The 14,916-nt window shown below is 59.5% G+C and carries 11 protein-coding genes; 4 read left to right on the top strand and 7 right to left on the bottom strand.

The genetic code is table 11. From position 1 onward, the window contains the following. Nucleotides 1–10: 10 nt before the first annotated feature. The 4 genes from GEI7407_RS01545 to tig all read right to left on the bottom strand — a co-directional run bounded on the left by GEI7407_RS01545 (nt 11) and on the right by tig (nt 4,622). Nucleotides 11–901: an alpha/beta fold hydrolase gene (locus tag GEI7407_RS01545; RefSeq protein ID WP_015170369.1), complete on the bottom strand. Its 891-nt coding sequence runs from the start codon at nt 899–901 to the stop codon at nt 11–13. After that, entirely contained in the window at nt 901–2,238 is a 1,338-nt protein-coding gene (gene clpX, locus GEI7407_RS01540; protein ID WP_015170368.1) for an ATP-dependent protease ATP-binding subunit ClpX, read from the bottom strand. The genes GEI7407_RS01545 and clpX overlap by 1 nt, the downstream gene beginning before the upstream one ends. A 9-nt stretch (nt 2,239–2,247) precedes the next feature. Next, the gene (gene clpP / locus GEI7407_RS01535; RefSeq protein ID WP_015170367.1) at nt 2,248–2,937 is read right to left on the bottom strand and encodes an ATP-dependent Clp endopeptidase proteolytic subunit ClpP; all 690 of its coding nucleotides are present in this window, start codon (nt 2,935–2,937) and stop codon (nt 2,248–2,250) included. A gap of 299 nt (nt 2,938–3,236) precedes the next feature. Continuing rightward, nucleotides 3,237–4,622 carry a trigger factor gene (gene tig / locus GEI7407_RS01530; protein ID WP_015170366.1) on the bottom strand — a complete coding sequence of 462 codons (1,386 nt, stop codon included), beginning with the start codon at nt 4,620–4,622 and terminating at the stop codon, nt 3,237–3,239. Between the two features lie 768 nt (nt 4,623–5,390). Between tig and GEI7407_RS01525 the strand changes: the two genes are divergently transcribed. The 3 genes from GEI7407_RS01525 (at nt 5,391) to GEI7407_RS01515 (ending at nt 9,535) form a co-directional block, all read left to right on the top strand. Further along, a complete protein-coding gene (locus GEI7407_RS01525) occupies nt 5,391–6,431 on the top strand; it encodes an aspartate-semialdehyde dehydrogenase (protein ID WP_015170365.1) in 1,041 nt (346 codons plus the stop codon). A 99-nt stretch (nt 6,432–6,530) separates the two neighbouring features. Beyond that, complete coding sequence (gene dapA, locus GEI7407_RS01520; protein WP_015170364.1) at nt 6,531–7,418, top strand: 4-hydroxy-tetrahydrodipicolinate synthase; 888 nt, start codon at nt 6,531–6,533, stop codon at nt 7,416–7,418. A gap of 353 nt (nt 7,419–7,771) precedes the next feature. After that, nucleotides 7,772–9,535 (top strand): ribonuclease J, encoded by a 1,764-nt coding sequence (locus GEI7407_RS01515; RefSeq protein WP_015170363.1) that lies wholly within the window; start codon nt 7,772–7,774, stop codon nt 9,533–9,535. Between the two features lie 97 nt (nt 9,536–9,632). On the opposite strand, the gene GEI7407_RS01510 is transcribed toward GEI7407_RS01515, so the two are convergent. Then, nucleotides 9,633–10,946 carry a tetratricopeptide repeat protein gene (locus GEI7407_RS01510; protein ID WP_015170362.1) on the bottom strand — a complete coding sequence of 438 codons (1,314 nt, stop codon included), beginning with the start codon at nt 10,944–10,946 and terminating at the stop codon, nt 9,633–9,635. A gap of 234 nt (nt 10,947–11,180) precedes the next feature. Next, nucleotides 11,181–11,723 (bottom strand): DUF2062 domain-containing protein, encoded by a 543-nt coding sequence (locus GEI7407_RS01505; RefSeq protein ID WP_223294466.1) that lies wholly within the window; start codon nt 11,721–11,723, stop codon nt 11,181–11,183. Nucleotides 11,724–11,922: 199 nt separating this feature from the next. Here GEI7407_RS01505 and mnmE point away from each other — a divergent pair, with 199 nt between their 5' ends. Then, nucleotides 11,923–13,326 carry a tRNA uridine-5-carboxymethylaminomethyl(34) synthesis GTPase MnmE gene (gene mnmE, locus GEI7407_RS01500; RefSeq protein ID WP_015170360.1) on the top strand — a complete coding sequence of 468 codons (1,404 nt, stop codon included), beginning with the start codon at nt 11,923–11,925 and terminating at the stop codon, nt 13,324–13,326. A gap of 4 nt (nt 13,327–13,330) precedes the next feature. Here mnmE and GEI7407_RS01495 read toward each other — a convergent pair whose 3' ends face one another. Further along, nucleotides 13,331–14,860, bottom strand: coding sequence for a SagB/ThcOx family dehydrogenase (locus tag GEI7407_RS01495; RefSeq protein ID WP_015170359.1), 1,530 nt, complete (start codon nt 14,858–14,860; stop codon nt 13,331–13,333). Nucleotides 14,861–14,916: the final 56 nt, after the last annotated feature.

Raw genomic sequence — 14,916 nt, 5'->3', positions numbered from 1 at the left:
GCCCTGCCGATCAGCTCGGAGAGGACGTCGCAGGCTGCTCTGCTGCCAAAAAGCTTCGCACCCGGTGGAGATAGGTCTCCGGATCCTCCAGCATCGGGAAATGAGCCGTCTCCGGAATCACCGCCAGCTCCACGCGATCGCTCAGCTGAGCAGCCTGACGCCCCATCTCCGCCGGGATAATGATGTCGTACTCCCCCGCCACCAGCAGGGTCGGCACCGTTATAGCCGCAAACTCGCGCGGCATTTCTAGAGCCGCCCGCTCGCTGACCGCCGTATAGATCGTGTTTAGGGCCGCGTCATAGTCCGCCTGAATGAAATCCTCCAGAAATGCCTGACTGATCGCATCCGGCAGAGAGCGCCGCAAAAAGCGCGCCATAAACAGACGATTGGCGAAGGGGAGTCTGGCCAGCCAGGGGGGGCGAAACTTCACCACGTAGCCGCCAAACTTGTGAAAAGCCTTGAAAGCGCGCTCGTCGTACTCAAAGATGCCGCTACAGGTCAAGATGGCTCGGTGAACCCGCTCAGGATAGCGATTGACAAACAGCGTGGCGATCGACGCGCCGGTGGAGTGGGCGTTGAGGTAGACCCGCTCGAGCCCCATCTGATCGAGTAAGCCCGCCAAATCGTGGGCGTAGCTCTCGAGGGCGTAGCGATCGCTCTCTTCGTAGGGCGGCACCGCTTCCGGCAGAGTCACAACTCCGCGCGATCGGCCAAAGCCTCGCAAATCGTAGAGCAGACAGTCAAACTCATCGGCGATCGCCTGGGCCGTGCTCTGCCAGTAGCGCAGCGAGCCCCCCCAGCCATGCAGAAACACCATTACCGGCTTACCCGAGGGCTGGTCTCCCGCCTCGCACACCCACTCGTAATAGTGCTCGACCCCGAAAATAGAAGCGTAGGGCATCAGGCAGACTCAGGCTTGGGCAGCGAGGATGGATGCATCAGCAGCTCAGCCGTCGATCGCTTCTCCACCATCTCCCGCGTGATCAAGCAGCGCGTCACATCCTTGCGCGACGGCAGCTCATACATCACATCCAGCATCAGCTCCTCGACAATGCCTCGCAGGGCTCGCGCTCCGGTCTTGCGGCGATAGGCCTCTTGGGCGATCGCCCGCACAGCCTCCTGCTTAAACTCCAGCTGCACATTGTCCATCTTTAGCAGCTTCTGATACTGCTTCACCAGCGCGTTGCGCGGCTCCGTCAGGATCTCCGTCAAGGCGTCTTCATCCAGCGGATCGAGCACCGCCACGATGGGCACCCGGCCAATAAACTCCGGAATCATGCCAAACTTCACCAAGTCATCCGGTTCTAGGTGCTTGAGCACATCCGCCGCCCGCTTCTCCTTCGACATCGGATCATTGGGCTGCACGAAACCAATAGACTTCTTGCCGATGCGCTGCTCGACAGACTTCTCGAGGCCCACGAACGCCCCGCCACAGATAAAGAGAATATTGCTCGTGTCGATCTGGATGCAGTCTTGGTAGGGGTGCTTGCGACCGCCTTGGGGCGGCACATTGGCCACCGTTCCTTCCAGCATCTTCAGCAGCGCCTGCTGCACACCTTCCCCAGACACGTCCCGTGTGATCGACGGGTTTTCGCTCTTGCGCGCAATCTTGTCAATTTCGTCGATGTAGATAATGCCGCGCTGGGCTTCTTCGACATCTAGGTCTGCCACTTGCAGCAGCCGCAGCAGAATATTTTCAACGTCTTCGCCGACGTAGCCCGCCTCCGTCAGAGTCGTCGCATCAGCGACCGCAAAGGGCACGTCCAGGATCTCAGCGAGGGTTTGGGCTAGCAGGGTCTTGCCGCAGCCCGTCGGGCCAATCAGCAAAATGTTGGACTTTTGCAGCTCTACCGCGTCGTCAAAGTCGCCCTTGCCCTTGCCTTGGATATAGCTGAGTCGCTTGTAGTGGTTGTAGACCGCGACCGAAAGAATCTTTTTGGCCGATTCTTGACCAATGACGTGCTCATCGAGATATTTCTTAATCTCTTGAGGCTTCGGCATCTGGCCGAGGGACAGGTTCGAAGAACGCGTGTGGCGCTTCTCTGGGGTCTGTTCTCGACGAGGCGCTGGCTGAGGAGCCGCTGCGCTAGAGTCAAACAGCTCCTCGTCCAATATCTCATTACAAAGATCGACGCATTCGTCGCAGATGTAGACTCCCGGACCGGCAATGAGTTTTCGTACTTGTTCCTGTGACTTACCGCAGAAGGAACATTTCAAATGGGAGTCGTACTTAGACATAGCTGCCTCTTACTGCGCTAGAGCAACGTTTTCTCCCGGAGTCGGAAGAGTTTGCCGAGAGATCACTTGGTCAATCAAGCCGTAGTTGCAAGCCTCTTCAGCAGACATGAAGAAGTCGCGTTCGGTATCTACCTCGAGTCTATCAAGGGGCTGTCCGGTGTGATGGGACAACAGCTCGTTGAGTCTGCGCTTGTGGTAAAGGATTTCTCGCGCCTGGATCTCGATGTCCACGGCTTGTCCCTGGGCTCCCCCAAGGGGCTGGTGAATCATGATTCGAGAGTTGGGCAAGGACAGGCGTTTGCCCCGGGCACCGCTGGCTAGCAGAAACGCTCCCATGCTAGCAGCCAAACCGAAGCAAATGGTAACGACGTCGGGGCGCACTTGCTGCATGGTGTCGTAGATTGCCATGCCTGCCGTGACCGATCCACCGGGGGAGTTGATGTAGATCTGGATGTCTTTTTCGGGGTCGTCCGCTTCTAGAAAGAGCAGCTGCGCAACGATAGAGTCGGCAACAGCGTCATCTACGGGCGTGCCCAAGAAGATGATGCGTTCGCGCAGGAGGCGGGAGTAAATATCAAAGGCTCTTTCACCCCGACCGGACTGCTCCACCACCATGGGAACGATATTGCTCGGTCCGGCATAGATGTTGTGGGCTTGAAGGCTTGAGATCGCGTATTGGGATGATTGAGATTCCAACATAGGGGTCACGATAGATGAGCAATCAGCCCGCTGCAATGCCGAGTGAAGACACTGTCTAGGCCACGGTAGGGCATTTATACCCTCTCTGCAACCATTATGCCCTAACTGCTTTGAGACCGTCGGCAGAGGGTATCAAAATCCTCTTGGCACGTTGGCGTACGGATTAGGGGCGATCGCGACAAGATTTTGGAAGGAAGTTTGCGATCGCCCACGCACACTCTTTTCAAAATTCTTAACGTTGGGTCCAGAAGCATTTAGGCCCAGTCTCGCAAAGCGATAACTGGGCCTAAAGGGCAAGATTACTCTGCCGGGGTTTCTTCAGTCTCAGAAGACGCTTCTGCCTCTTCCGCCGCAGCCTTGCTGAGGGTTCCTTCGGGGACGAGCTCCACCGTGGACTGCTCGATCAGCCAGGTGAGGATTTTTTCCTTGAGCATGTCCTCTTCGGTGACGGCCCGCAGCTGGTCAACGTCAATTTCTTGAGCTTGACCTTTGTACTGCTCGAGCACTTCTTGGACACGGGCATCAACGGCGGTCGCCTCGATCTCGATGGACTCTTTCTTGGCGACTTCGCCGAGGGCCAGGGTCCGCTTGAGGCGCAGAACGGCCTCCGGACGAGAGCGATCGCGCAGTTGCGGAATCGTATCTTGGTTGAACAGCTGCTTGATGTCCATGCCCTGATTGCTCAGCTGCATGGCGGTCTGGGTGAGCATGTAGTCCACTTCCCGCAGGATCAAGGTCTCCGGCAGCTCAGCTTCGACGCACTCCACAAGAGCATTGAGCACCGCTTGCTCCTTGTTGCCGCGCGTCTTCTTCTCAGCTTCCTCGCGGTAGCGCTTTTCGAGGGACTCGCGCAGCTCTGCCAGGGTCTCGAACTCGCTGACATCCTGGGCGAAGTCATCGTCCAGTTCAGGCAGCTCTTTCTCTTTGACTTCTTTGAGGGTGACCGTGAACTGGGCGTCCCGACCCGCAATGGTTTCTTGGGGGTAGTCGGCGGGGAACTTCACGTCAATTTCCTTGGTTTCCCCAGCGCTCATGCCGACAATGCCGTCGATGAAGCCTTCAATGAAGCGGCCTTCTCCGAGGTCAACCTGGAAGTCTTGGGCCGTTCCGCCCGGGACCTCTTCAAATTCACCCGCGTCGTTCTTGTAGCGACCGGCGTAGTCTACGACAGCCACATCGCCCGATTGAGCGGGGCGGCCTTCTACTGGCACTAAGGTGGCCATACGCTTGCGGTAGTCCTCTAGGACAGTATCCACCCGGCCTGCGTCGTAGGTCACTTCTTCTGCTTGCAGGGTCAGACCCGTGTAGGTTTTGAGGGTGACTTCGGGCTGGACATCAACCGCTGCCGAGAAAGTCAGGGCTTTGCCGGGCTCGTACTGCTCAAGCAGCTCATCAAAGGACGATCGCAGCTGGTAGTTGCCGATGGCTTCGATGTTCTCTTGCTTGAGGGCCGCTTTCAGACTGTCTTGCACCAGATCTTCTAGGGCCGTCGCCTTGAGGCGCAGGGTCCCAAGGCGCTGAACCAGAATGTGGCGAGGCACCTTTCCTTTCCGAAACCCAGGAATGTTGGCCTCACGGATAAATCTTTGGACAACCCGCTCGTAAACTTGCTTGGACATGTCGGGCGAAATTTCGATTTCCAAGCCAATTTGGCTGGCGGGAAGTTTCTCCTGGGTGACTTTCATCGGCTCTCTTAAATCTTTCAGATGACTAGTAATTGACGGACTCCCTAACCCAGAGCGGGCGAGGATTTTGGGTTCAAGGCGCGATCGCAGGCATTGCCTGATAGTGCGATCGCGCTACCCATGGGTCGAGGCCCCAACCGCGTTGCCGTTCAGCATTCTTCTGGAGCTATGCTACAGAAGTTCGCAACAGCTTTTGTGGGTCCGCTCCTACCCCACGCAGACTTAGGTTTGGGACTTGGACGAGGACAACAGGCAATAAGTCCCTGAGGTCTCCCAAATTCTAGAGTTGGGACCCCAACTCGATGAGAGAGGAGGCTGAAGCTGACCCCTGGTGAAGCATCGCGCTCTATGGAATGACAGTAGCTCGTGAAAACCCACTGTGACGGCGCTTCCAACACGGTTGCTGAAGGGATTGGCCCCTCTGGCGATCGCCATTGACCAAACTCTGAACAGTAAGCTAGCCTAGCACCTCCCTGATACCTCTGGCATAAATTTGGGCAGGCTAGGGAAACCAGAGAAAAAGTTCGGGTTAAGATGGAGCTTGGCTATAAATTGCCCATCGCGGCCTTCAGGCCACCGACTCGTCATAAACTAAGGTCTAGCTAGTCGAAGACGAGTGGCGAACTAGCGATATCATTATTCAAAATTTTACTTAGATACTGATACCCTCAGCCAATATCAAGAAACTTGTACAAAAGCTCTTCTGCAAACTGCCACTAAACCTTTTGTTTACTGACCTAAAACCCCAACGGGGAGGAGAAAATCAGCTTGGATCGAACCTATAGCGTCGCCATCTTGGGTGCAACCGGTGCAGTCGGCACTGAGCTGCTCGCCCTGCTAGAGAGCCGCAACTTTCCCCTCTCAAACCTCAAGCTCCTTGCCTCTCCTCGCTCTGCGGGCACAACCTTGACCTTCAAGGGAGAAGCGCTGCCGGTGACGGCCACTGATGCAGCAGCCTTTGAAGGCGTGGATATTGTTTTGGCGTCCGCAGGTGGCTCTACCTCGAAGCTGTGGGCCCCCAAAGCCGTTGAGGCGGGTGCAGTGGTCATTGACAACTCCAGCGCCTTCCGGATGGACCCCCAGGTCCCCCTGATCGTGCCGGAGGTCAACCCAGAGGCCGCTGCCCAGCATCGGGGTATCATCGCCAACCCCAACTGCACGACGATCCTGATGTCGGTGGCGATCTGGCCGCTCCACCAGATTCAGCCGATTCAGCGAATCGTGGCGGCGACCTACCAGTCGGCCAGCGGCGCGGGCGCTCGGGCCATGGAAGAGGTCAAGCAGCAGGCCCAAGCGATTTTGGCGGGTGAAACGCCTAAGACAGAGGCATTCCCCTATCCTTTGGCGTTCAACTTGTTTCCCCACAATTCTGCGCTCACCGATCAGGGCTACTGCGAAGAAGAGCTCAAGATGGTCAATGAGACTCGCAAGATTTTCGGAGTGCCGGATCTGCGGGTAACGGCCACCTGCGTGCGCGTGCCGGTGCTGCGAGCCCACTCAGAGGCGATCAATTTGGAGTTTGCCCAGCCCTTTAGTCCGGAAGCGGCCCGAGAAGCGCTGAAGCAAGCTCCTGGGGTGAAGCTCGTCGAAGACTGGCAAGCCAACTATTTCCCGATGCCGATTGATGCTAGCGGCCAGGATGATGTGCTGGTGGGTCGCATTCGTCAGGACTTGTCTCACCCTTGCGGCCTAGAGCTGTGGCTCTGCGGGGACCAAATTCGCAAAGGCGCGGCGCTGAATGCTGTGCAGATTGCGGAGCTGCTAGTCCACAAAAATCTTTTGAAGCCGACTGCCGCGATCGCTCAGTAGCAAGCCTTTGGGCCTATTCCTTTGCGAGGCCCAAAGTCAGTCCTCTTGCCAAGATTTCGTCAGAACGGATTGGTTACCAAGATTGGGAGTTCACAGCGTGTGGTAGATTTCGGACAAGTGCTGACGGCGATGATTACGCCGTTTAAGGAAGATGGATCGGTCAACTATGAGGTGGCCGAGAAGCTGGCTGCTCACCTGGCGGATCACGGTACGGACACGCTGGTCGTCTGTGGCACGACAGGGGAATCTCCGACGCTGACTTGGGCTGAGGAGTACGATCTTTTCCGCGTGGTTCAGCAAGCAGTGGCTGGGCGCGCTAAAGTGGTAGCAGGAACCGGCTCCAACTCGACCCGTGAAGCCATGGAGGCCACTGAAAAAGCCGCCAAGCTGGGTCTAGATGGCTCTTTGCAAGTTGTACCGTACTACAACAAGCCACCCCAGGAAGGTCTCTATCAGCACTATCGGGCGATCGCGACAGCCGCGCCTGAGCTGCCAATTATTCTGTACAACGTCCCCGGTCGTACCGGACAGAATCTGTTGCCAGAGACCGTTGCCCGCCTTGCCGAAATTCCTAACATCGTCGCGGTCAAGGAAGCGAGTGGCAATCTGGATCAAGTGAGCCAGATCCGCCGCCTGACGCCGCCTGAGTTCATCATCTATTCGGGTGATGACTCGTTGACCTTGCCCATGTTGGCCGTGGGTGCGACCGGGGTGATCAGCGTGGCCAGCCACGTCGTCGGCCCCCAGATGAAAGCCATGATTCAGGCTTTCTTTGCGGGTCAACCTCAGGCAGCCACGGACATCCACATCAGCCTGTTTCCTCTGTTCAAGGCGCTGTTTGCAACGACAAATCCCATTCCGGTCAAGGCGGCCCTGCGGCTGCAAGGCTGGGAGGTTGGCACGACGCGATCGCCCCTTTGCGATCTTCCTGAGTCCCTGCTAGCCCCTCTCCAAGAGGCCATGGGCGAGCTTGCCTTACTGCCCTAGGCTTCCTAAAGCTCCAGTTTTTCGACAACTAAATAGGCTGTGTCTGTCACGGTTTTCTTCTGGTTTTCGCTGAGTCCCTCGACGCAGGCCCTGGTGCCCTAACTTCCAACCCTGTCGCGATCGCCCGTCTGCACCAGCCCAGAACCTCCTCACGCCTGACCCTCGGTTCCCCCTAGCCCCATTGCCGCCCTTCGTTGCATGGGAATCCCTTTGCTATAGCTAGAGGCCATTTTTCTACTTTCAAAATCTGGTGACAGCAGCTGCTACGAGAAACAAATTTTTCCTCTGAAATTTGTCTTTAACCCTTCTACATTTCAAACGCTTTGAGTACCAAACACCCGAAAGGACCCCGCATGAGCAAAACTGACGCGACCCCCGCGCTGAAAGTCATTCCCCTCGGAGGACTGCACGAAATTGGCAAAAACACCTGCGTCTTCGAGATCAATGACGAAATTATGCTTCTCGACGCAGGGCTAGCCTTCCCGACCGACGGCATGCACGGCGTCAACATCGTGCTGCCCGACATGACCTACCTGCGGGAAAATCGGCACAAAATCAAGGGCATGATTGTCACCCACGGTCACGAAGACCACATCGGCGGCATTCCCTTTCACCTCAAGCAGATCGACATCCCCGTCATCTACGGCCCCCGCCTCGCCATGTCCCTGCTCCAGGGCAAGCTCGAAGAAGCGGGCGTGGCCGATCGCACCGAACTGCGTCCCGTTCGCCCGCGGGAGATGGTGCGCGTAGGCAAATATTTCTTGGTGGAGTTCATTCGCAACACCCACTCCATCGCCGATAGCTTCTCGGTGGCGATTCACACCCCCGCTGGCATCGTGATCCACACCGGCGACTTCAAGATCGACCACACGCCAGTAGATGGCGAGTTCTTCGACTTTCAGCGGATGGCGGAGTACGGCGAAAAAGGCGTGCTGTGCCTGATTAGCGACTCGACCAACTCTGAAATCCCCGGCTATACGCCGTCGGAGCGATCGGTGTACCCCAACCTCGATCGCGTCTTCTCCCAAGCCCAGGGCCGCCTGATCGTCACGACCTTTGCGTCGTCGGTCCACCGGGTCAACATGATCTTGGATCTGGCGAAAAAGCACGGCCGCGTGGTCTCGGTGCTGGGACGCTCGATGCTGAACGTGATCGCCCAAGCCCGCACCCTGGGCTACATCAAGTGCGATGACGAGCTGCTGCAGCCGCTCCACGTCCTGCAAAAGGTGCCCGATGAGAATGTCTTGATCTTGACGACGGGCTCTCAGGGCGAGCCGCTGGCGGCGATGACCCGGATTGCCAACTGCGAACACCGCCAGGTCAAGGTGCGCAAAGGGGATACGGTGGTCTTCTCGGCCAACCCGATTCCGGGCAACACGATCGCGGTGGTCAACACCATCGACAAGCTGATGATGCAGGGCGCGAACGTGATTTACGGGCGCGACAAGGGCATCCACGTGTCGGGTCACGGCTGCCAAGAAGAGCAAAAGCTGATGATCGGCCTGACGCGACCCAAGTTCTTCTTGCCGGTCCACGGTGAGCACCGAATGCTGGTGAAGCACGCGTCCACGGCCCAGAGCATGGGCATCCCGGCCGAGAACATGGTGATCATCAACAATGGTGATGTGGTGGAGGTCGCGGAGAACGGCATTCGAGTCGCCGGCCGCGTGCCTTCGGGTATCGAGCTGGTGGATACGTCCCGCTCGGGCATTGTCAACGACCGGACGCTGAAAGAGCGTCAGCAGTTGGCCAATGACGGCATTGTGACGGTGGCGGCCGCCGTAAGCCCTGAAGGGAAGCTGATTGGCAAGCCGGAGGTGCACCTCCACGGGGTAGTGACGTCCATCGAGCGATCGCGCCTTTTGGAGCGGGTGCAGGAGGCCATCGAGTCGACGCTGAACGATCGCTGGCGGGAGTATGCGCGCAGCTTTGACGATGATGAAGTGGTGGAAATTGACTGGGCTGGCCTGCAAGTGCAGCTCGAGCGTGGCGTGCAGCGCTGCATTCGCCGCGAGCTAGAGAGCAATCCGCTGCTGGTCTTCCTGATGCCGAGCCCTGAGGCCGGTGCTCCCAAGCCGGGACGGCGTCGCCGCTCGACGGCCAAAGTCGCCTCGTAATACCGCTCACGTTATCTGAGCCTATGCCTCAGCTCTGAGCTGGGGCTTGAAGGAGCGCGATCGCTTTTCTAGAAGATCTCTTTGACAGAGAGCTTTTCTAGGAGCGATCGCGCTCTAGTTCTTCAATGACGCGCAGAATATACCAGTCCTCTGGCATGCCGGGATAGCGCTCGGCGACCTGCTCGAGCATCCGTTCAGCGATTTCCCAGTGCCCGCCGACCAAGTTCAGCAGGTGCTGGCGCAGCTCATTGAGATAGTCCGCGGCCGAAACGTAGACCATGCCGGGGCGGGCGGCGGAAGGCGACGCTTTGAGGCTGGTTTGCTGCTGGCGGAGCTGGTCCACGCGATCGAGGGCCTGCTGGTAGCGCTTCCATTCTTCTTGCTCGAACCACAGGGCCGCAGCCCGCTGGTAATCTTCGATCGCGGCCTGATGGGCGCCGTAGCTGGCGTGGGTGATGGCGCGGCTAAAGTAGGCCTCGGCATCCTGGGCGTCTAGCTGGAGGGCCTGGGCATAGTCCTGGAGGGCTGCGCGGTGATCTTCGAGGCCCTGGTGAGCGACCCCCCGCCCCACGTAGGCCGGAGCGTAGCCGGGCTGTAGCTCCAAAGCCCGATCAAAATCGGCGATCGCCCCCCGATAGTCTTTTTGCTGGCAGCGGATGACGCCGCGGCTGTAGTAGGTGGGGGCGCTTTGGGGGCTGAGCTTGAGGGCCTGATTGAGGTCTGAAATCGCGCCTTGATAGTCTCCGATCTTGCTGCGGGCCACGCCGCGATGGCGATAGACCTGGGGGTCTTGGCTGTTAATTTGCAGTAGCCAGTCAAAGTCGGCGATCGCCCCTCGCACATCCCCCTGGCGACTTTTTTCGATGGCTTGCTCCAGAAAAGCCTGGGGGGACTGGAGGGGACTGAGGGAAGGCGCTTCAGGAGCCGGGACTGGAACCGGCGGCGGGCCAGCGATCGCTTCGATCCAGGCGATACAGCGGCGGGCGTTGGCTGCGTCTTTTTGGTCCAAGTAGAGCTGAGCGGCCTGTTTCCAGCAGGCGATCGCCTGGGATGTCTGGTCGAGGCGGCGATGGGCTGTGCCGCACAGGCTGTGGGCTGCCGCCAAGGAAGGCTGACAGCTCAGGGCCTGCTCTGCGTCCGCGATCGCTGCCTCAGGCTGGTCTAGGGTCAGATAGGCAAAGCCGCGGCGCAGCCAGGGTTCAGCCCCTTCATAGCCGTGGGCGATCGCCTGGGTGTAGTCATCCACCGCCGCAGCGATTTCCCCAAGATTGAAGTGGGCCAGGCCCCGCTGATAGTAGGCCGCTCCATAGTCAGGCCGCACCCGCAGGGCGCGACTAAATTCTTGGACCGCAGCCTGAAAATCTTCTGCTGCGGCCTTTTCGATGCCTCGCTGATAGAACGCCTCATCCATCCGCTCTCACCTCCGCCTTTAAGCGATCGCAATGTTCGCAACGGCTTGCCTGCGCACTCCCCTGAGCCCTAGCGTGTCCCAACGCTAACCCTTTGGGTCATGGCCGCAGAATGGGCATAGCTTACCGCACTTTGTTGGGGGTTCTGCCCCTAGGATGCGATCTCTGCCGGGCAATTTCCAGAGAGGAGCCCCCTGGCATCACAAACCTTTGCGATCGACTGCAAAACTCCTGGCTTAGAGGCGGTGGGAGTGGCGTCTGCGCGCTCGATGGGCTGGAGAGCGACCGTGCTTGTGGCGCAGCGATCGCACCAGCCACAGCCCCCCGACATAGGCGATCGCCCCCGCGATCAGCGCCGCCACCGTCGATCCAAAAAACAGCGTCACCGTAAATTCCAGACCGAGCTGGGAAATCCCGTCTAGGGACTGCAAGTCATCTAGGGTAAAGCTCTGGCTTTGGGAGCCCAAAATCCACTGCCCCAGATGAAAATTCATCGCGTAGATCGGCAAATAGGTCAGCGGGTTGCTGACCCACGTAAACGCCGCTGCCGCAATTTTACTGCCGCGACAGAGCGACGCCAGCACCACCGCAATGGCAATCTGGAGCCCAAAGAGGGGATAGAACCCCGCAAAGACGCCCACTGCCATTCCCCGCGCAATGTCTTCTGGGGTTCCACGTAGACGAATAAAGCGCCAGTAGTAGTAGCGCAGGCTGCGGTGCACTGGCCAGCGAGGCCCCCGCCGATTATCCATTCGAGGCGCATCAGGGGGAGGAGTCATGGGCAAAGGGGCGCGGGAGGAGGTCGTTTCCGGGGTGGGGCGTGGGTGAGACATGCAGGAACCGAAATCAGCGATGGTGCACAGGACTACTCCTACTATGGAGATCGATGGCAGGTTTTGCCCAGTAGTATCTCGCGCCGGGGATCACAATCTCGCCTGGGATCGCGCCCTTGTCCTAGCTTTTCACCGTTGAGTCAGCATGGCTACTTTTTCAGACCGTCTCGGCACGACCATTGCAGCGATCGCCACCGCCGTCGTCCCCCAGCAAGGCAGCGTGGGGATCGTTCGGGTTTCGGGTCCCCAGGCTTTTGCGATCGCCCGCAGCATCTTTCAGGCTCCGGGCCGCCAGCCCTGGGACAGCCATCGCATTCTCTACGGCTTCGTTCGCCATCCCGACACCCAGGCCACGGTGGATGAGGCCCTGCTGCTGCTGATGCAGGGGCCTCGGTCCTATACTCGCGAAGATGTGGCAGAGTTTCACTGCCACGGCGGCATGATGGCGGTGCAGCAGGTGCTCCAGCTTTGTCTGGAGGCTGGCGCGCGGCTTGCCGAGCCCGGCGAGTTTACGCTGCGGGCGTTTCTCAACGGGCGGCTGGACTTGACCCAGGCTGAGGGGATCGCAGACTTGGTGGGCGCTCAGTCGCCCCAGGCAGCCCAAAGCGCGATCGCAGGCCTCCAGGGCAAGCTGGCCCAGCCGATCCGCCATCTGCGATCGCTCTGTTTGTCGCTGCTGGCCGAAATCGAGGCCCGCATTGACTTTGAGGACGATCTGCCGCCCCTAGATGAAGGGTATATCCAGCGCCAGCTCCAGGCCGTCAGCGCCGAGGCCCGACAGATTTTGGCCACCGCCGATCGCGGCGAACTCCTGCGCACCGGCCTCAAGGTCGCCATCGTGGGCCGGCCCAATGTCGGCAAATCCAGCTTGCTCAATGCCTGGAGCCGCAGCGATCGCGCCATTGTCACCGACCTGCCGGGGACCACGCGGGACGTGGTCGAGTCCTATCTGGTGGTCGGGGGCATCCCGGTGCGGGTCCTGGACACCGCTGGCATCCGCGAGACCGAAGACCAGGTAGAGCAGATCGGCGTCGCCCGCTCCCAGGCTGCCGCGGCCGCCGCCGATTTGGTCCTGTTCACCATCGATGCCCAGGCGGGCTGGACCGCCGATGACGAGGCGATTTACCAGGTAATTCAGCAGCGATCGCTGATTTTGGTCGTCAACAAGGTGGACCTGCGGCCCGATCTGGGGACTGATTTCCCAGGGACCCTGACCTATCCAGCGGCGATCGCCACCGTGGTGCACACTGCCGCCGCCCAGCAGCAGGGCATCGAAGACCTAGAAAAAGCCATCCTGGCCACCATTCACGCGGGCGCGACCCAGGCCGCCAATCTGGACATCGCGATCAACCAGCGGCAGGCGGAGGCGCTCCTGCGGGCCGAAACGGCCCTGCGCCACGTCCAGGAGGCGATCGCCCAGCAGCTCCCCCTGGACTTTTGGACCATTGACCTGCGGGGCGCCATCCAGGCCCTCGGCGAAATCACCGGCGAAGAAGTGACCGAGTCTGTGCTCGACCAGATCTTCAGCCGGTTCTGCATCGGCAAGTAGCGTTCTAGGCGCGGGGGCGGCCCAGGGTCGTCACGTACAGGGCCGCCTCGTCCTCCGGAATGCCCAGCACTTCATTCACCTGATCGTCAAAGAAGCCGCCAACGCCGCTCACCCCCAGCCCCAGATAAATCGCTGCTAGGTTGAGGCGCTGGCCCAAGTGACCGGCGTCCATGTGCAGATAGCGATAGGCGCGATCGCCGTATTCAGAGACTGCCTGACGCAAGTCCGCCGTGTGAAAGACCACCGCCGCCGCGTCTCGCCCCAGCTCCTGACCCAGACACAGGAAATGCAGCTCTCGCCGGAAATTCTTGAACCGGATCTGACGCAGTTCCTGGGCCTTGGGCGCGTAGTAGTAGCAGCCTTCCTCCAGATCCGTCACCCCAGACACCGCCACAAAGGTCTCGATGCGGTGGATCGCGAAATAGTCCGGCTCCCCATCAAAGTCCTGATCGCGGTAGTGCTCCGGCTGATAGGTAAAGTCCAGCAGCGCCAGCAACTCCTCGAGGCTGACATCAGCGCCGCTGTAGCTGCGGGTCGATCGGCGGCGCAGCAGCGTTTGGTCTAGGCCCGATCGCCCGGCGCCCCAGTCAATGGGCGCGGACACCGAGGACACCTTGGTGCAAAAGGGAAAGTTGTACTTGTCCTTGCGCGCTTCGGCCTCGGGGTCGAGCCGCCACTGAGTGTCAGGGGGCGTCTCCTGAGAAATCTGGGTCGCCTGATGAAAATAGGGCAGCAGCTCTCCGTCGACCACATCGGGATACTCATGCTGGGTGGTCGAAGCCAGAGCGGTCCGGAAGCGCGGCAGGTTTTGCTGCACGTCCAGCAGGTCGGCGAGGGCCATCACGGCGATCGCCCCTTCTTGCTCCCGATTGAGGTAGAGCAGCGCATCCACCGACTCATCCGCAAAGCCGCCAATCAGGTGGGGCCGATAGTCCGCCAGCGCTCCCGCCATCTCCACATTGCCCAGCAGGTGGCCAATATCCAGGCAAATGCGGCGGTAGGCCCGGTCCTGATAGCGCCAGGCTGAGCGGAAGAAAGTCGCCGTCACCACCATCGCCAGGGGCACGTTATCGAGGGCCGGATGCCAAAAACATCCCCCCTGCAAACCGCCCCAAACGTGGTCATCCCAGAAATGCACCAGAGCATGGGTCTTGGGCTGGTAGTGGTACAGCCCCGGCGCAAGGAGCGCCGTCCCGCGAGACACCAGATACACCTCTGCCGGGTAGAGCCCTCCCGCAGAGGGCGCTGTCCGCAGATACAGGCTCTTGTCGCCGCCCAGGGAGACTTTGGCGGTCAGGCCGTAGGTGCAGTAGAGCAGCTTGGACAGCCGGTGCCACTGCTGGGCAGTGCGATCGCCCGCTGGCGGCTCATCCAAAAAGGCCTTGAGATCAATCTGCGTCCCGATTTTGTAGTCCTTAAACGGAGTTGGCTGGTGATCCCAATCTGGCGATCGGCCCTTGGACGCAATGGTTTCTGGAGCGTACTTGGTCCGTTCGTGATAGTGCTGGGCGATCGAGACGTGCAGTTCTGTCATAGGACTGGTTGGAAGACGGTTCACCTCAAGCTCGATCTTGACACTCTTGCCGTCAT

The organism is Geitlerinema sp. PCC 7407, assembly GCF_000317045.1.
GTDB lineage: Bacteria > Cyanobacteriota > Cyanobacteriia > PCC-7407 > PCC-7407 > PCC-7407.
The sequence above is the reverse complement of the archived record's forward strand: the minus strand, read 5'-3'. Positions and strand labels throughout refer to the sequence as shown.